The organism is Sulfuricaulis sp. (assembly GCF_041499725.1).
GTDB lineage: Bacteria > Pseudomonadota > Gammaproteobacteria > Acidiferrobacterales > Sulfurifustaceae > Sulfuricaulis.
The window spans coordinates 40,708-57,390 of sequence record NZ_JBGQKW010000008.1 but is presented as its reverse complement, the minus strand read 5'-3'; the positions used below and the strand labels follow the sequence as shown (position 1 = coordinate 57,390).

The following is a 16,683-nucleotide window of genomic DNA, read 5'->3' as shown; positions in this document are numbered from 1 at the left end:
GCGCGCCCGGCAGGAATCGAACCTGCGACCCCCAGCTTAGAAGGCTGGTGCTCTATCCGTTGAGCTACGGGCGCCGGCAAAACGCCCGTCATTACATCCCAAGCGTCCCCTGCGCGCAATTATCAAAATTGGTCGGGGTAGAGGGATTTGAACCCCCGACACCCTGCTCCCAAAGCAGGTGCGCTACCAGGCTGCGCTATACCCCGATCGGTGCATCACGCCAGTAGCCGCTGGCACGAGCTGTCTCCGGAAAACCCTACGGCGACGCACCCGGACGACGCGAGGCGGGAACTATACGCACCACCCCCGGGACCGTCAATCTGGCGTTGCCATGATTATAAGCTATAAATACAGGCGTCGTGCTTGGCGCACCGCCGGGGCGCATGCGATGATGCACCCGCGCAATGAGCGCGCCGGGCCTGAAAAAAGATGAGCGCACGCCTCCTCGACGGAAAGAAAATCGCACAAGAATTACGCGCCCATGTTAAAGAACGGGTGGACCGTCGCCTGCGCGAAGGCCGACGCCCTCCAGGGCTCGCGGTCCTCAAGGTCGGCCACGAAGCCGCCTCCGAGGTTTACGTGCGCAACAAGCGCGAGGCCTGCAGCGAGGCTGGTTTCTGCTCCTTCGACTATGACCTGCCGATCGAGGCGACTCAGGAAAAACTCCTGTCCCTCATCGATCAGATGAATGACCATCCCGACGTGGACGGGATTCTGGTACAGCTGCCGCTGCCGAAACAGATCGACCAGACCACCGTCATCGAGCGCATCAGTCCTTCCAAGGACGTGGATGGATTTCATCCTTATAACATCGGCCGCCTGGCGCAGCGCATCCCGCGTCTGCGTCCCTGCACCCCCTACGGCATCATGCGCCTGCTCGCGACCACCGGCGAATCCCTGGAAGGCAAAGAGGCCGTGGTCGTGGGCGCGTCCAATATCGTGGGACGCCCGATGTCGCTCGAGCTTCTGCTCGGCGGCTGCACCGTCACCGTCTGCCACCGGTTCACGCGCAACCTGCCGGCGCATGTCGCGCGCGCGGACGTGCTCGTGGTCGCGGTGGGAAAACCCGGGATGGTGAAGGGCGAATGGATCAAGCCCGGGGCCATCGTGATTGATGTCGGCATCAACCGGCTGCCGGACGGCAAGCTGGTTGGCGACGTGGAATTCGACGCCGCGAGGCAGCGCGCCGGCTGGATTACCCCGGTTCCCGGTGGCGTGGGACCCATGACGGTCGCGACACTGCTGCTGAACACCCTGGAAGCCGCGGAGTCCCGGGACAGGAAACAATGATAACATTCGTCCGTCATGTCGCCTGTTGTCACCGTTAGGAATGACCTGTCGTGAACCACCGGAATAATTCATCCCCGCAAAATACTTCATCGCAGAAACCACTGCATATCGACAGCGCGCGTCTGTACCGCGATGGCGTTGGCGCGGAAGGCATCACGACGGCGGAGATGGAAGAACTCGCTCCGGAACTCAGACGCATCCACCAGATCGTGGTGGCGCAATCACGGGGCGGAGAGGACGCGGAGTTCGCCAGCCTCAACCTGCATGCCATTATGGCCGATTCGCTGGCCTCCATCGAAGCCATGGCGGCGCAGATAAGACGTTTTGAAGATGTCGTCGTCATCGGCATCGGCGGTTCCAGTCTCGGCGCCAAGGCCGTGCATCACGCCATAACATCGGTACGTCCGGATTCGTCCGCGCCCAGTCTGCATTTTCTGGAAAACATCGATCCCTACCGTTTGCGATTCATCCTGCAAAGCCGGAAGGCCGAAAAAGTCGGGGTCATCTGCATCAGCAAGTCGGGCGGGACGGTAGAGACCGCCATCCAGTACCTGATCCTGCGCGAATGGCTCGAAAAGGAACTCGGCAAAGACAAGTCGCGCGCGCATCAGTGGCTCGTCACCGATCCTGCCAGCGGCTGGCTGCGCGAGCTGGCGGGGCGCGAGGGTCTCCCGTCGCTGCCGGTACCGCCCAAGGTGGGTGGCCGTTTCTCCGTGCTCACCGCCGTGGGTCTGCTGCCGCTGGCCGTCGCCGGCGTGGATATCCGCGCACTGCTCGCCGGCGCGGCGGACAATGCCGGGCGCTGCGCCACCGATGACGTCCGCGCCAACCCGGCGCTGGAAATCGCCGCCCTGTTCTATCTTTTCGACATCAGCAAGAACAAGCGCGTGTCGATCATGATGCCCTACGCCGATCCGCTGGAACTCATCGTGGACTGGTACCGGCAGTTGTGGGCCGAGTCGCTGGGCAAACGCATGGAAACGCGGCCGGGCCGCCCGCCCGCCGGCACGCTGCCGGTGCGTGCCATGGGCGCGGTGGACCAGCACAGCCAGTTGCAGATGTATCTCGAATCGCGCCTCGACAAGATATTTACCTTCCTCGCGCTCGATTCCTGGGATCAGGATTTTTCCATCCCGCTGCCGGAGGAAAACCGGAAATATTTTTCGTATCTGGCGGGGAAAAAGATGAGCCAGGTCCTCGAGGCCGAATTCCAGGCAACACGCCAGGTCATCACGGAGACCGGACACCCCAACATGACCCTGCGTTTGCCCGCGATCAATGAGCATGTTATCGGTCAGCTGATCGATCTCTATCAGCGCATCACGGTTTACACCGGCCTGCTCTACGGCATCAACCCGCTGGATCAGCCAGCCGTGGAAAAGAGCAAGAAACTAGCGATTCAGTTGCTCAGCGGTGGCCGCTCCGCGTAAATCAGCGCCCCGACGCAATGCTCGCGTCAATGGGCGGCTGAAGGGATTGCTACGTCGCCGGCAATCCGGACATGACGGCATCTCCGACGCAACATGGTCCAGAACCCTGCGCACTTCTCGCTACGCACGATCCCTGAGCGGACCGGATCGGCAACGGCTGCGCGATCTCTCCAACCATCTCTTGCGCGCAAAATCTTTCTCGGGGGCGGCGGGCCTCGTCGTGACGAACGCCATGCGCACGCGCATGGCACTGCACGCCTGCCTGCCCATACTCAACCTCGGCCTCGATTATTACGCCGACTGGGCATCGATCGTGATCTACCCCGGCGATTTCCGGGTGCACGACGAATACATGGACGAACACGGCGTGGTGCATAGCGAGATCATGGATCTCTGCGGCCAGTCGCTGTCGCACGGCCCGATGGTGCTGTCCTGGGAAGCCATCCGTGCGGAAGACAGGACGCCGGACGATCATGATCTCGTGATCCACGAATGCGCGCACAAGCTGGATGTGCTCAACGGTGACGCCAACGGTTTCCCACCGCTGCACGCGGACATGGATGGGCGCGAATGGGCGCGCGATTTTCAGGCTGCTTACGATCGGTTCTGCGCGGCATTGGAGTCAGGTAATGGCAATACCATCGACCCTTACGCTTCCGAAGACCCCGCGGAGTTTTTTGCCGTCGCGAGCGAGACCTTTTTCACCGCGCCCGACCTGATCAACGAGAAATTTCCGGCGGTGTACACACATTTGCAGCGCTTCTACCGCCAGGATCCCTGCCGGCACCTGTCCCGGGAGCCAGCATGATTCCCCTGCGCGACGACAATCCCACCACGATTCAACCGCTGGTGACGATCGCCTTCATCGTCGTTTGTTCACTTGTCTTCCTTTGGCAGAATTCACTCGGTGGCCGGAGTTTCGAGGCAACCGTATTGAGTCTGGGTGCGATTCCGGCCGCGCTGTTTGGGGGCAAAACGCTGCCACCGGAACTGGCGCTGGTACCGCCTGCGCTGACGGTATTCACCTCCATGTTCCTTCACGGCAGCTGGATGCACCTGATCGGTAACATGCTGTATCTGTGGATCTTCGGCAATAACGTCGAGGACGCCATGGGTCATGTGCGTTTTGTCCTATTTTATCTGTTGTGCGGGATTGCCGCAGTGCTGGCCCAGGCCTTGCCCAACACCGATTCCACCGTTCCCATGATCGGCGCCAGCGGCGCCATCTCCGGCGTGCTCGGAGCGTATCTGCTGCTGTATCCTCATGCCCGCGTGCTGGTGCTGATTCCGATAGGGTTCTATACCCGCCTCGTGCATCTGCCGGCCATGGCGGTGCTGGGGTTCTGGTTCGTGCTGCAACTGATCAGTACGGCATTCGCCGATCCACGCGGAGGCGGCGTGGCCTTCGGCGCGCACATCGGCGGCTTCATCGCCGGCATGGCGTTGCTGCCGATTTTCAAGTACCGGCACGTGCGCCTGTTCGCGCCATCGCGACATTTGAGACAATAGGGCGAATAATATTTGAAGCGCCAAGATGCCAAGAAAAACAGGATATGCCTCGAACAAATTCCTGGCATCCCTGACACCTTGGCAGTTAGACTTCTTGGTGATATTTTTTACTGAAGATCGGAAAAAACAAGCATGCAGCAATATCTTGACCTGATGCGCCACGTGATGCACCACGGCGTGCGCAAGGACGATCGCACCGGTACCGGCACGCTGAGCGTGTTCGGCCACCAGATGCGCTTCGACCTGACCCAAGGATTTCCCCTGCTCACCACCAAGAAGGTCCACACCAAATCCATCATCTACGAATTGCTGTGGTTCCTGCGCGGCGACACCAATATCCGCTATCTGAAGGACCACGGCGTCAGAATCTGGGACGAATGGGCGAATGAAAACGGCGATCTCGGCCCGGTATACGGCGCCCAGTGGCGTTCCTGGCCCGCGCCGGATGGCCGGCACATCGACCAGATCAGCCAGGTAACCCGTGCGATCCGCGAGAACCCGGATTCGCGCCGGCTGATCGTCAGCGCGTGGAACGTCTCCGAGATCGAACGCATGGCGTTGCCGCCCTGCCACCTCCTGTTCCAGTTTTACGTCGCCCAGGGGCGCTTGTCCTGCCAGCTGTATCAACGCAGCGCCGACATCTTTCTCGGCGTGCCATTCAATATCGCCTCCTACGCGCTGCTCACCATGATGATGGCGCAGGCAACCGGACTCAAGCCGGGCGAGTTCGTGCATACGCTCGGCGATGCACATTTGTACCTCAATCACCGGGAGCAGGCTCACACGCAGCTCGCACGCGAGCCCAGGCCGTTGCCGAGCATGCGCCTCAATCCGGAAAAAACCTCGCTGTTCGATTTCGACTTCAACGATTTCGAATTGCTGAACTACGATCCGCACCCTTCCATCAAGGCGTCGGTGGCGGTCTAAGACCAGTGAAAAGCGTAGAGTGAAAAGTGAAAAATTATCCGTTTTTCAAACTTTACACTTTACATTTTTAACTTTTCACTCGCATGTCACGCGTTTCCATTATCGCCGCGCTATCCGAAAATCGTGTCATCGGTGTCAACAACACGCTCCCATGGCGGCTGCCAGCGGACCTCAAGCATTTCCGCCGGGTCACCACCGGCCATCATGTCATCATGGGACGCCGGAACTACGAATCGATCGGCAAACCGCTGCCGGATCGCACCAATATCGTCGTCACGCGTAACCCATCGTACCGCGCGCCGGGCTGTCTCGTGAGGCATTCCATCGAAGACGCGCTGGCGTCGGCACAAAACGACCCGGAGGTTTTTGTCATCGGTGGCGCGGAAATCTACCGCCAAGCGCTCGAACACGCTGACCGGCTGTACCTGACGCTGGTCCATGCCCACATCCCCGGCGATACCTATTTTCCGCCATTCGATCAAGGTCATTGGCAGGAGATCAGCCGCGAGCGGCATGAACCGGACGAAAAGAATCCTCACGCCTGCACGTTTCTGGTGTACGACAGGAAAAAACCGGCATGACGCGGCGCGCGCTCCTGGGGTTACTGATGATCATGCCCGTTCTGGCAGAAGCGGCGGGGCCTTTGGTACCGGACGAACCCGGGAGGGGCCCGGATCTGTCGCTGCGCTTCACGAGCGCCAAGATGCCGCTGGATTACGGCGACCGATCCTACGATACCACCAGCCGCTGGATCGGCCTCTCGTTGCGCGAAAAAGCCGGTCAACGTGTGACGCTAGGCATGTACGGCGGCTACGCCTACGTCACTCAGACGGGTAACCCAGTCACCGCCGGCATGGAGCTCAATGGATTCCACGCCGGATTTTCGCTGTACGGCGTCATTCTCGAGAGCCGGCATGAATCGCTGTTTTACGCTTTCGACTACACCTACCAGAAAGTCGACAACAAGAGTGACGCCCAAACCGTAGTCATCGACTGGTCGCAACCGCAGGCGCAGCTGGGAGCGATTATTTCACTCACGCAAAATTTCCGTTTCTATGGCGGAGGAAGTTATGGTCGCATCGACGGCGAGGAACGCGTCAGCGGAACGGTCAACCGCACGACAACCATCAGCCGCGCCGCACGTGGCGGCGGTTTCCTTGGACTGGACCTGAACACGGACCCGGACGGTTATGTCGGCATCGAGGTCAGATTGGGACTGACCCGTGGTGGAGAGATTTATTTCAAACGACGCTACTGAACGGCAATTCAGGCGATCTGAGCCGACAAATCCTGGGCCTGCTTCTTCTGCGACTCGTTGCCTTCGGTCATCACTTCCTGCAGGATGCTGCGCGCCCCTTCGGCGTCGCCCATGTCGATGTAGGCCTTGGCCAGATCGAGCTTCGTCGCGGTCTCGTCCCACTGTGCCGAGGCCTGGCTTTCGCCAGCAGGCGGTGTCGCATCAAGAACGACTTCAGGGGCGGCAGCCGGTTCCCATTTGATATCATTACCAGCGGGCGCAGCAACGCTTGGCGCGCCAACTTCAAATCCCGCGGCGGCTTCATCTTTGCCACCATTGTCAAAATTGATCGCATTGTCTGCTGCGGTGCCCAGGTCGAGCGATTCGAAACTCGTCTCCGCTCCCGCCTTGGCATCCGATGGCGGCATGGTGGCGGCAAAATCGCCTACGGGAGATCCCATGTCAAAATCAAAATCTCCGGCCGTTTCCGTTTTCGGTTTGGTGGCGGGTGGCTCCCGGTCACGGGGAATGCCCGCGCCCATGACGGCGGATGACGCCGATGTTTTGGCGGCAGGAACGGCGGCTTGAGTCGCCGACGCTGATGAAGATGCCTTGGCCGGTGCGCCACCGCGGAACATCGGGTTCTCCGGGTTGAGCTTGCGACCCATCTCTTCGACCTTTTCCCATATCTTGCCGCCGCGGCCGCCCAGTGCCGCGTAAAGCTCCTCGGCCAGAGTCTCGAACGCCGCAACATCATTGCGCTGATGATAAATCTCAAGCAGCTTGAGTTTGAGTTCCTGACGGTCCGGGTTCTTGACCATCGCTTCCTTGAGAATCTCCTCGGCCGTTTCATCGCGCCCGTAGGCGAGATAGACCTCGGCCTCGGCCACCGGGTCAACCTCGTCGGTATGGATGTTGCCCATGCCACCCTGACTGAAGTCACTGAGGAACGACGTGTCACCACCGGTGGTCGCGGCGGCGGGCTGGCCGGGCACGGTGCCAGTGGTCGCCGGCTGCTCGGTACTGATGGCATCGGCAGAAAGAATGCTTTCCTCGAACTCAGCGATGGATTTCTGGCGACGGCGGAAATACACAAGCGCGATGCCACCGCTCAACAATACGGCAATGCCGATAACCACCGGCATTAGCAGGTCGCTCTGCATAGCCTCCAGCAGGGTGGCCAGGAAATCCTTCTCTACCTTGGGAGCCGGTGCCGCCGGTGCTTTCTTTTTCGGCGCAGCCGGCGCCGGTTTGGCTACGGGTGGCAGAGCTTCAGCCTTGATCTTTTCCTCTGGCTTGGCGGCTACCGGCTTCTCGACGGGTTTTTCCGCCGGCTTCGCCACGGGTTCGGCCGGTTTGGCTTCCGCGACTTTCTGCTCCGGAGCCTTCATCTGCTGCTGGGCAAGGCTCTGGCTTTCGAGTTCGATCAGGCGCGATTCTTTCTTGAGCTGCGAACGTACCAGCCCGACCTTATCAGTCAGATCCTTGTTCTCGAGCCGTTTGGATTCGAGAGACTCTTCCAGTGTGGCGGCACGATCGGCTAGCGCCTGGCGCTCCCGAGCCGTGGCCTCCTTGGCGGATTCCTTTTCCGACACCTTCTTGTCCGGTGTGCTCTTCTCCTGCTGCAGCGTGCTGCGCACGATCTTGAGCAGCTCATCCTGTTTGCCTTTGTCGGCTGCCGTCGGCGCCGGTGTCGCTGCCTTGATTTCGGGCTTCTTGGCCGGTTCCGGCATCGCGGGTTTCACGACCGGCTGCTCCGCCGCCTTCGGGGTAGCTGCTTCAGGTGTTTCCGTCACCTTGATGGCGCCGCTGGCGCTGGCCAGCTTGAGCTTGTATTCCTGCCAGGCGTCGTATTGGGCGCGAAACTCGCGCCGCGCCTGGGGAGAGGTAACGGCATTCACCTCTTCACGCTCGGGCATCTTCAGTATCTTTCCCGCCTTGAGATTGTTGACGTTGTGACCGAAGAAAGCGTTTTTATTGGTGCGATAAATAGCGAGCATGACCTGCTCGACACTCGTGTCCTTATTGTCGCCACGCGCTTTTTCAGCAACGCGCCACATTGTGTCGCCTTTCTTGACGCTGTATTCCGGCATCGCCGCCCACACGGTGGCGGGTGCCGGTTGTGTCTCCGGCGCGGCTGGCGGCTGCGCTTCAGGCGCGGGCGCGGGCTCCGCCTTTGAGGCAGCTTCCAGGGGTTCTACGGTGGGAGCGGCTGGTTCCTGCGGGGCAGCGCCTTGGGCCACTTCCGGTGGCGCAAGTTTCATTTCTTCCGGCGCTGCTTCCGCCGGTGGTGCTTCCTTCGCGACCTCTTCCTTGGGAGGAATCTGCTCCGCTTTTGCTTCCTCCGGGGGCTTGGCTTCTTCCGGTTTCGCCATCACCGGCGTTTCTTCTTTCGGTACCTCGGCGGTCTGCGGAGCTTCGGGCGGAGGAACTTCAGCAGCCGGGACGGGAGGCGCCGGCGGCTGTATCGCGAGCTCAGGGACAGGTGCCGGCACAGGTATCGTGGGCGCTTCAACAGGAGCGGCCTTGCCTGAAATCTTGTAGGGTGGATCGATCAGCGCGGTGTATTCGCGCACCAACCGTCCCCCCGGCCACTCGATCTGCAAAAGCAAATGCAGGAACGGCTCATCTAATTGTTGATCGGTGCGAAGTTCGAGAAAATGCCGGCCGTCCGTCCGCTTCGCGACGATGAATTTTATCTGAGAGAGAAGCGGCAGACGATCAACGCCCGCGGCATCGAAATCAGCGCGCGAGGCCAGTGAGACAGCGAGGCCTTTCAATTCCTTTTCGGTGGCGGAAGTGAATTCGATCTCGGCATTGAGTGGTTCATTAAGCGCCGAGAAAACCTTGAGCTTGCCAAGCGCCAGCGCATGACTGGTTATCGGGAAGAGTGCCACCATTCCCACAATCATCCATCGCCATGCCAGCGTCATTCCCCTCCTGTTCCGAAACATCCTTTTCACCCCTTTTGTATTCAACGGGCTTCCTTATCCTAAAACCGTTATAAGACCGGGACTTATGTAAGTAAATAGCAATACTCTTTACAAATCTCAACTAACTATAGCGTACAGATGGTTTTTTACCAGATATTCCATGAACGGGAAATCCTCTTTTCACCCCTGAATAAGGCAGAGAAACGCGCCTTTTTTCGTGTGGCGACCAATGCTATTTCAGGCACCGTCACTCACGAATTGGCGTGATTTGCCCCTCCTTTTTTTATAGTCGGTGTCATTGTCGACATCAATATACCCATGCCGGTGCGGTCACGGGGTGGCAGGAAATCGTGGTTTTACTTGAATTCCAGCAGTATTCGCAGCATTCGACGCAGCGGCTCCGCGGCACCCCACAACAGCTGGTCGCCCACGGTAAAGGCCCCCAGGTACTGGCTGCCCATATTAAGCTTGCGCAAGCGCCCCACCGGAACCGTCAGCGTGCCCGTAACCGCCGCCGGAGTGAGTTCCTTCAAGGTGACCTCGCGCTGGTTCGGCACCACTTTCACCCATTGGCTGGAAGCTTTGATCATCCCCTCGATTTCATCAAGCGGGATGTCCTTGGTCAGCTTGATGGTGAACGCCTGACTGTGACAGCGCATCGCGCCGATGCGCACGCAGATGCCGTCCACGGGAACCGGTTTGTCGCTGCGCCCGAGAATCTTGTTGGTCTCGGCCTGCCCTTTCCACTCCTCACGGCTCTGGCCGCTGGGCAGTTCCTTGTCGATCCACGGAATGAGACTGCCCGCGAGCGGGACGCCGAAGTGCTGAGTCGGAAAATCCGGACTGCGGATCGTGTCGGCCACGGTCTTGTCGATCGCCAGAATCGCGGAGGCGGGATTGGCCAGAAAATTTTTCGCGGCGGCATGGGCTGCCCCCATCTGCTGCAATAGTTCGCGCATGTTCTGCGCCCCGGCACCGGAAGCGGCCTGGTACGTCATGACAGACAACCATTCGACGTAACCTTTCTGAAACAAAGCGCCCAGCGCCATGAGCATCAGACTCACGGTGCAGTTGCCACCGATATAATTCTTCACGCCTTTGGCCAGCGCATCTTTGATGACTCCGAGATTCACCGGATCGAGAATGATAACGGCGTCATCGTTCATGCGCAGCGCCGAAGCGGCGTCAATCCAGTAACCTTTCCAGCCCGCGGCGCGCAGCTGGGGGAAAATTTCGGAAGTATATTCGCCGCCCTGACAGGTGATAATGATGTCCATCGCCTTCAGTTCATTGATATTCTTCGCGTCCTTGAGCGCGGGCACGTCCTTGCCGATAGTCGGGCCCTTGCCGCCCACGTTCGACGTGGTGAAGAACACCGGCTCGATGTGATCGAAGTCGCGTTCTTCCTGCATGCGGCCCATGAGCACCGAGCCCACCATGCCACGCCAACCTACCAGACCTACCCGCTTCATCATTTCACCTCATAATATAAAAACTTGAACCGCCAAGGACGCCAAGGACTATTATGTTGCGGCCCGGGGTGCAACAAAACCCGCTGCACCCGTTCGGCGGCGCGAATGTTCACCGAACATTCGCGAAAACTCCGCCTCACCCTTGGCGGTTATATGTCTTATAAAACCTTTACCACGGCATCACCCATCTCGGACGTACCAACCTTCTTCGTCCCCTCGGTATGAATATCGCCCGTGCGCAATCCTTGATCGAGCACCTTTGATACCGCGCGTTCGATTCTGTCCGCCAGGGCCGGTTCATTGAGCGTGTAGCGCAACATCATCGCCGCCGAAAGAATCGTCGCCAGGGGGTTCGCAATGCCTTTGCCGGCGATGTCCGGAGCGGAGCCGTGAATCGGTTCGTACATGCCTTTGTTCGCCGCATCGAGCGAGGCCGACGGCAGCATGCCGATCGAACCCGTCAGCATCGATGCCTCGTCCGACAGGATATCGCCGAAAATGTTGCCGGTGACGATCACGTCGAACTGCTTGGGCGCGCGCACCAGCTGCATCGCCGCATTGTCCACGTACATGTGGCTCAGCTCGATGTCAGGATAATCCCTGGCGACCCGGATGACCACTTCGCGCCACAGGCCCGATGTTTCCAGTACGTTGGCCTTATCCACTGAGCAGAGTTTCTTGCGGCGCTTGCGCGCGGCTTCGAAGGCCACCCGCGTCACGCGCTCCACCTCGTGCTCGGCATACACCATGGTGTTGAACCCCTGACGCTCGCCGTTCGCGAGCGTGCGCACGCCGCGCGGTTCGCCGAAATAGATGTCTCCGGTCAGCTCGCGCACGATCAACAGATCAAGCCCCGCGACCACCTCGGGCTTCAGGGTCGAAGCCGAGGCCAGTTGCGGATAGAGAATCGCGGGACGCAGGTTGGCAAACAGCTTGAGCTCGGAACGCAGGCCTAGCAGGGCCTTCTCCGGGCGCAGCTCGCGCGGCAAGGTATCCCATTTCACGCCGCCGACCGCGCCCAGCAGCACGGCATCCGCGTTCCTGGCCAACTTCAGCGTCGCTTCCGGCAGCGGGTGCTTGTGCAGATCGTAAGCCGTGCCGCCCACCGGAGCGGTTTCCGTCTCGATTTTCAGGCCGAAATCACGGCGTAAACGCTCGATAATCTTGACCGCTTCGGCCACTACCTCCGGTCCAATGCCGTCGCCGGGAAGCACTGCAATTTTTTTAATCATTTCTCAGCCCAAAAAAGTTATAAGTCTGAACCGTCAAGAACTCCAAGATTTCTAAAAAATTTCATTCATGCCTTTCTTGGCGTCCTGGGCGGTTCAAAATCAATTATCCTTCAAACAGCCACGGCGCTTCCTGCCGGTGTCGCGCCTCGTAGGCGCGAATCTCATCCGCGTGCTGCAGCGTCAGCCCGATATCGTCGAGGCCATTCAACAGGCAGTGCTTGCGAAACGCGTCAATCTCGAACTTGAACACGGCGCCCGAGGGCGTCGTCACCGTTTGCACGACGAGGTCCACGGCCAGCCGGTAACCCGGCGCCGCTTCGGTCTCGCGAAATAGGCGATCCACGGCGTCGCGCTCCAGCACGATCGGCAACAGGCCGTTCTTGATGCTGTTGTTGTAGAAGATATCGGCGTAGCTTGGCGCAATGATAACCCGGAACCCGTAATCCATGAGCGCCCACGGGGCATGTTCGCGCGAGGACCCGCAACCGAAGTTATCGCGCGCCAGCAGTATCTGCGCGCCCTGGTAACGCGGCTGATTGAGCACGAAATCCGGGTTGATGCGGCGCTTGCCGTGATCCATACCCGGCTCGCCCGGATCGAGATAGCGCGAGTCATCGAACAAGCTCGGCCCGAAACCGGTGCGCTTGATCGACTTCAAATATTGCTTGGGAATGATCGCATCGGTGTCGACATTGGCACGGTCCAGCGGCATGACAAGTCCGTTCAACTTTTCGAATTTCTGCATCAGCGTATCTCCCGCACGTCGACAAAATGTCCCGCGATCGCCGCGGCCGCCGCCATCGCCGGGCTCACGAGGTGCGAACGGCCGCCGGCCCCCTGGCGTCCTTCGAAATTGCGGTTCGACGTCGAGGCGCAGCGTTCGCCCGGTTCGAGCCGGTCGGCGTTCATCGCCAGGCACATCGAACAACCCGGCTCACGCCACTCGAAACCGGCGTCCCGGAAAATTTTATCCAGGCCTTCCTTCTCCGCCTGCGCCTTCACCAGACCGGAGCCCGGCACCACCATGGCGAGCTTGATGCTCTTGGCCACTTTTTTGCCTTGCACGATACCGGCGGCGGCGCGCAAATCCTCGATGCGCGAATTGGTGCAGGAGCCGATGAAAATCTTGTCGAGGTGAATATCGCGAATCAACGTGCCAGGTTTCAGCCCCATGTACTTGAGCGCCTGTTGTATCCCGGCGCGCCGGACGGCGTCGGCTTCTTTTTCCGGATCGGGCACCGCGCCGTCCACCGGCACCACCATCTCGGGTGACGTGCCCCAGGTTACTTGCGGTTTGATATCCACCGCCTTGAGCGCCACCTCTTTATCGAACTTGGCGTTCGAATCGCTTTTGAATTCACGCCAGGCTTTCGCCGCCATGTCCCATTGTCCGGCTTTCGGCGCATACGGACGTCCGCGGAAATATTCAATCGTTTTGTCGTCCACCGCGATCATGCCGGCGCGCGCGCCGGCCTCGATGGACATGTTGCACACCGTCATGCGTCCCTCGACCGAGAGCTGTTCGATCGCCGAGCCGGCGAATTCAATCGCCTGCCCCGTGCCCCCGGCAGTACCGATTTTGCCAATAATCGCGAGCACGATGTCCTTGGCGGTCACGCCTGCCGGGAGATTACCGTCCACGCGCACGCGCATGTTCTTCGCTTTCTTGAGGATCAGGCATTGCGTCGCGAGCACGTGCTCCACCTCGGAAGTGCCGATGCCGAAAGCGAGCGCGCCGAAGGCACCATGCGTCGAGGTATGTGAATCGCCGCACACCACGGTCATGCCCGGCAAGGTCGCGCCCTGTTCCGGTCCGATCACGTGCACGATCCCCTGGCGGGAATCGTTCATGCCGAACTCCGTAATACCCAAGTCATGGCAATTTTGATCGAGCGTCTCGACCTGCAGCCGCGATACCGGGTCGGCGATGCCGCGATTGCGGTGGGTCGTCGGCACATTGTGATCGGCGGTCGCTAGATTGGCGTCCACCCGCCACAGCTTGCGTCCCGCGAGCCTGAGCCCCTCGAAGGCCTGCGGGCTCGTCACCTCGTGCACCAGGTGACGGTCGATATAAATGAGGCAGGTGCCGTCGTCGTTGCGGCGCACCACATGCGCATCCCAGAGCTTGTCGTAAAGTGTTTTCCCGGTCATGACGGCCAACTGCTCAATGAATTGCGTAGATCTTAGGCATGATATATAAATAACACAAATTCATGTTTATCATATATTCTATTCTTTACAGTTATGGATATATCAGCCCTCCAAGCCTTCATCGCCGTTGCCGAATCGGGGTCATTTTCCCGTGCGGCTGAGCGCATCTTTCTGACCCAGCCGGCCGTCAGCAAGCGCATCGCCGCGCTGGAACAGGATATCGGCGCGCGCCTGTTTGACCGCGTCGGGCGCAAGATTCACCTCACACCAGCCGGCGAGGCGCTGTTGTTGCGCACCCGCGCCGTGTTGGGCGAATTGGAAGACATCAAACGCGACATTACCAACCTCTCCGGCACTATTGCCGGTGAGCTTTCGATTGCGACCAGTCATCATATCGGCCTGCACCGTCTCCCGGGGCCACTCAAGCGGTTTCACGAAACCTACACACAAGTACGATTGAATCTGCACTTCATGGATTCGGAAAAAGCCTGTAATGCCGTCGCCAGAGGCGAACTGGAGCTGGCGGTCGTCACCTTGCCGCCGTCGGCGGAGCCGCCATTGCGGGTCGAGAAAATCTGGGACGATCCGCTGGATATCGTCGTCAGCCGGAGCCATCCGCTGGCACAGGTGAAACGGGTACAAGCCGCGATGCTGCTGGATTATCCGGCGATTCTGCCCGGTCTCGGAACCTACACCCGCGAAATCATTCTCAATAGCTTTGGCCCGCTGCGCGACCGGATCCAGGTAGGCATGGCCACCAATTACCTGGAAGTGCTCAAAATGCTTGCCGCCATCGGCCTCGGGTGGAGTGCCTTGCCACGGACTATGATTGACGAAGGGCTGAAAGTGGTCCAGATTGAAAAAAGGGAGATACGACGTGAATTGGGGATTGTGACCCACGAAAGGCGCACCCTCTCCAACGCCGGTCAGGCGATGATACGAATCATTCGGGAAACACATTGAAATGAACTTCAAGGAATTACTGTCGCAGCTGGAAGAACACCTGGGCTCTCACCAGTTCCCGGTGAACCCGGCGGCGACGACCATCAAGAATATTTTCGAGGGCAGCCCGCTGCATCACGACATGATGACGGGTCTGGCGCGCGCGATTTACGTGTCGAATGCCTGCCGCCGACTGACCGATCCGGTCAATCTGGATAAGACCCTTCAGGCCCTCGCGCCGATCCGCCAGGAGGCATTGCGCTCGACGGCGACGGACGTGGATCTCTACCGATTGCTCGACGATCTGGGAGCCGCGCTGAATGAAATCTTCGCGGATACCAAGGCGCCCATCAAACCCATCGCGCCGATCCGGCGCACCGCCGAAATCATCCTGCTGTCGGCCTATCGGCGGCAGCGCTATCTCAAGTCTTTGGCTTAATCAGAAACCAAGCGACAAGAAACGCCAGCCCCGCGCTCGCGGCGGCAATATTGAAAGTAACCGTCGGACCCAGCGTCACCCAAGTGTGACCGCTGTAGAAACTCCCCACTGCCCCGCCGATGCCGAAGCTCAGGCTTCCATAGATCGCCTGCCCACGATGCTGATGCTTCCCCGTAAAGAACCGATGCACCAGCTGCATCGCCGTCGCATGGAAACTCCCGAAGGTCGCGGCGTGCAGCGTCTGCGCCAACACAAGCACGGCGAGGCTCTCTGGATAATGGCCGATCAACAGCCAGCGCACGGCGGCAAGGAAAAAGCTGGCGATCAAAACGGCGCGTAGCGCCACGCGCGTGAGCAAGCGCTGCATCACGAGAAACACGCCGATCTCGCATAGCACTGCGAACGCCCACAGCAGACCGATCAGCGTCTTCGAATAGCCATAACCTTCAAGATAAATCGAATAGAAGGTGTAGTACGGCCCGTGGCTGATCTGCATCAGCAGACAGGCGAGCAGAAACGCGAACACTTCGGGACGCAGCAGCGCCTGACGGAACGACCCCGGATGTTCCACCGCACCTTTCATCTCGGACTCCGGCAGCGTCAGGCTGAACGCCCCGATGCCGAGCATCATCGTCAGCAACGCCGGCAGCACCCACCACGGACCGTGCGCGTCGATCACCGGCCCGAGCGCGGTCACCGCGACGATGAAACCGATCGAACCCCACATCCGCACGCGCCCGTAGGCGCCTGGACGCGAAGCGGTGTGGCGCATGACGAACACTTCGAGCAGCGGCAACGAGGCGTGCCAGAAAAAACTGAACAACAGCATCACCGCCGCCAGCCACCAGAACGACGAACCGAAGAACGCGCCACTGAAGGCTACGATCGTGAGAAACGACGCCAGCCGCACCACCGCCATGCGCGATTCGCGGTGATCGGCGATCCAGGCCCACACCATCGGCGCCACGATGCGCGAGAACATCAGGATCGCGATCAGATTGCCGATGTCCACCGGCGTGAAACCGACGGACTGGAGATACAGTCCCCAGTACGGCACCAGCACGCCGAGCGTGGCGAAATAGAAAAAATAAAATCCGGAAAGGCGCCAGTATGGCATTGGG

The 16,683-nt window shown here is 59.8% G+C and carries 15 protein-coding genes and 2 tRNA genes; 9 read left to right on the top strand and 8 right to left on the bottom strand.

Annotation, left to right across the window (positions count from 1 at the left end; translation table 11 throughout):
- Position 1: 1 nt before the first annotated feature.
- Positions 2–74, bottom strand: a tRNA-Arg gene (locus ACC569_RS02890).
- A gap of 55 nt (positions 75–129) precedes the next feature.
- Positions 130–206 (bottom strand) — tRNA-Pro (locus ACC569_RS02885).
- Between the two features lie 223 nt (positions 207–429).
- On the opposite strand from ACC569_RS02885, the gene folD reads away from it, so the two are divergent.
- The 7 genes from folD (at position 430) to ACC569_RS02850 (ending at position 6,414) form a co-directional block, all read left to right on the top strand.
- Complete coding sequence (gene folD, locus ACC569_RS02880) at positions 430–1,290, top strand: bifunctional methylenetetrahydrofolate dehydrogenase/methenyltetrahydrofolate cyclohydrolase FolD (protein ID WP_372521994.1); 861 nt, start codon at positions 430–432, stop codon at positions 1,288–1,290.
- Positions 1,291–1,340: 50 nt separating this feature from the next.
- Positions 1,341–2,720: a glucose-6-phosphate isomerase gene (locus ACC569_RS02875; protein ID WP_372521993.1), complete on the top strand. Its 1,380-nt coding sequence runs from the start codon at positions 1,341–1,343 to the stop codon at positions 2,718–2,720.
- On the top strand, positions 2,704–3,528 hold the full coding sequence (locus ACC569_RS02870) for a zinc-dependent peptidase (RefSeq protein WP_372521992.1): 825 nt from the start codon (positions 2,704–2,706) through the stop codon (positions 3,526–3,528). The genes ACC569_RS02875 and ACC569_RS02870 overlap by 17 nt, the downstream gene beginning before the upstream one ends.
- Positions 3,525–4,229 (top strand): rhomboid family intramembrane serine protease, encoded by a 705-nt coding sequence (locus ACC569_RS02865; RefSeq protein ID WP_372521991.1) that lies wholly within the window; start codon positions 3,525–3,527, stop codon positions 4,227–4,229. The genes ACC569_RS02870 and ACC569_RS02865 overlap by 4 nt, the downstream gene beginning before the upstream one ends.
- A gap of 132 nt (positions 4,230–4,361) precedes the next feature.
- Positions 4,362–5,156 carry a thymidylate synthase gene (locus ACC569_RS02860; RefSeq protein ID WP_372521990.1) on the top strand — a complete coding sequence of 265 codons (795 nt, stop codon included), beginning with the start codon at positions 4,362–4,364 and terminating at the stop codon, positions 5,154–5,156.
- Between the two features lie 83 nt (positions 5,157–5,239).
- A complete protein-coding gene (locus tag ACC569_RS02855) occupies positions 5,240–5,737 on the top strand; it encodes a dihydrofolate reductase (RefSeq protein WP_372521989.1) in 498 nt (165 codons plus the stop codon).
- Positions 5,734–6,414: a hypothetical protein gene (locus ACC569_RS02850; protein ID WP_372521988.1), complete on the top strand. Its 681-nt coding sequence runs from the start codon at positions 5,734–5,736 to the stop codon at positions 6,412–6,414. Before ACC569_RS02855 ends, ACC569_RS02850 begins: the two co-directional genes overlap by 4 nt.
- Positions 6,415–6,422: 8 nt before the next feature.
- Here the strand turns inward: ACC569_RS02850 and ACC569_RS02845 are convergent, their stop codons facing one another.
- The 5 genes from ACC569_RS02845 to leuC form a co-directional block, all read right to left on the bottom strand.
- Positions 6,423–9,326, bottom strand: a complete 2,904-nt coding sequence (locus ACC569_RS02845; protein WP_372521987.1) for a FimV/HubP family polar landmark protein — start codon at positions 9,324–9,326, stop codon at positions 6,423–6,425.
- 356 nt (positions 9,327–9,682) lie between these two features.
- Positions 9,683–10,798 (bottom strand): aspartate-semialdehyde dehydrogenase, encoded by a 1,116-nt coding sequence (gene asd / locus ACC569_RS02840; RefSeq protein ID WP_372521996.1) that lies wholly within the window; start codon positions 10,796–10,798, stop codon positions 9,683–9,685.
- 158 nt (positions 10,799–10,956) lie between these two features.
- The gene (gene leuB, locus ACC569_RS02835) at positions 10,957–12,030 is read right to left on the bottom strand and encodes a 3-isopropylmalate dehydrogenase (RefSeq protein ID WP_372521986.1); all 1,074 of its coding nucleotides are present in this window, start codon (positions 12,028–12,030) and stop codon (positions 10,957–10,959) included.
- A 103-nt stretch (positions 12,031–12,133) separates the two neighbouring features.
- Entirely contained in the window at positions 12,134–12,775 is a 642-nt protein-coding gene (gene leuD / locus ACC569_RS02830; protein WP_372521985.1) for a 3-isopropylmalate dehydratase small subunit, read from the bottom strand.
- On the bottom strand, positions 12,775–14,181 hold the full coding sequence (gene leuC, locus ACC569_RS02825) for a 3-isopropylmalate dehydratase large subunit (protein ID WP_372521984.1): 1,407 nt from the start codon (positions 14,179–14,181) through the stop codon (positions 12,775–12,777). Before leuC ends, leuD begins: the two co-directional genes overlap by 1 nt.
- Before the next feature lie 93 nt (positions 14,182–14,274).
- Between leuC and ACC569_RS02820 the strand changes: the two genes are divergently transcribed.
- Positions 14,275–15,144: a LysR family transcriptional regulator gene (locus ACC569_RS02820; protein WP_372521983.1), complete on the top strand. Its 870-nt coding sequence runs from the start codon at positions 14,275–14,277 to the stop codon at positions 15,142–15,144.
- A gap of 1 nt (position 15,145) precedes the next feature.
- The gene (locus ACC569_RS02815) at positions 15,146–15,562 is read left to right on the top strand and encodes a hypothetical protein (RefSeq protein ID WP_372521982.1); all 417 of its coding nucleotides are present in this window, start codon (positions 15,146–15,148) and stop codon (positions 15,560–15,562) included.
- Here the strand turns inward: ACC569_RS02815 and ACC569_RS02810 are convergent.
- On the bottom strand, positions 15,546–16,679 hold the full coding sequence (locus ACC569_RS02810; protein ID WP_372521981.1) for an MFS transporter: 1,134 nt from the start codon (positions 16,677–16,679) through the stop codon (positions 15,546–15,548). The two genes, ACC569_RS02815 and ACC569_RS02810, sit on opposite strands and share 17 nt — an antisense overlap.
- Positions 16,680–16,683 lie beyond the last annotated feature (4 nt).

Excerpts from the sequence above, each read along its gene's own strand:
- ACC569_RS02810 (WP_372521981.1), bottom strand. The coding sequence starts at position 16,679 with ATGCCATACTGGCGCCTTTCCGGATTTTATTTTTTCTATTTCGCCACG.
- leuC (WP_372521984.1), bottom strand. The coding sequence starts at position 14,181 with ATGACCGGGAAAACACTTTACGACAAGCTCTGGGATGCGCATGTGGTG.
- folD (WP_372521994.1), top strand. The coding sequence starts at position 430 with ATGAGCGCACGCCTCCTCGACGGAAAGAAAATCGCACAAGAATTACGC.
- ACC569_RS02820 (WP_372521983.1), top strand. The coding sequence starts at position 14,275 with ATGGATATATCAGCCCTCCAAGCCTTCATCGCCGTTGCCGAATCGGGG.
- ACC569_RS02865 (WP_372521991.1), top strand. The coding sequence starts at position 3,525 with ATGATTCCCCTGCGCGACGACAATCCCACCACGATTCAACCGCTGGTG.
- ACC569_RS02850 (WP_372521988.1), top strand. The coding sequence starts at position 5,734 with ATGACGCGGCGCGCGCTCCTGGGGTTACTGATGATCATGCCCGTTCTG.
- ACC569_RS02845 (WP_372521987.1), bottom strand. The coding sequence starts at position 9,326 with ATGACGCTGGCATGGCGATGGATGATTGTGGGAATGGTGGCACTCTTC.
- asd (WP_372521996.1), bottom strand. The coding sequence starts at position 10,798 with ATGAAGCGGGTAGGTCTGGTAGGTTGGCGTGGCATGGTGGGCTCGGTG.
- ACC569_RS02815 (WP_372521982.1), top strand. The coding sequence starts at position 15,146 with ATGAACTTCAAGGAATTACTGTCGCAGCTGGAAGAACACCTGGGCTCT.
- leuD (WP_372521985.1), bottom strand. The coding sequence starts at position 12,775 with ATGCAGAAATTCGAAAAGTTGAACGGACTTGTCATGCCGCTGGACCGT.
- ACC569_RS02860 (WP_372521990.1), top strand. The coding sequence starts at position 4,362 with ATGCAGCAATATCTTGACCTGATGCGCCACGTGATGCACCACGGCGTG.
- leuB (WP_372521986.1), bottom strand. The coding sequence starts at position 12,030 with ATGATTAAAAAAATTGCAGTGCTTCCCGGCGACGGCATTGGACCGGAG.
- ACC569_RS02855 (WP_372521989.1), top strand. The coding sequence starts at position 5,240 with ATGTCACGCGTTTCCATTATCGCCGCGCTATCCGAAAATCGTGTCATC.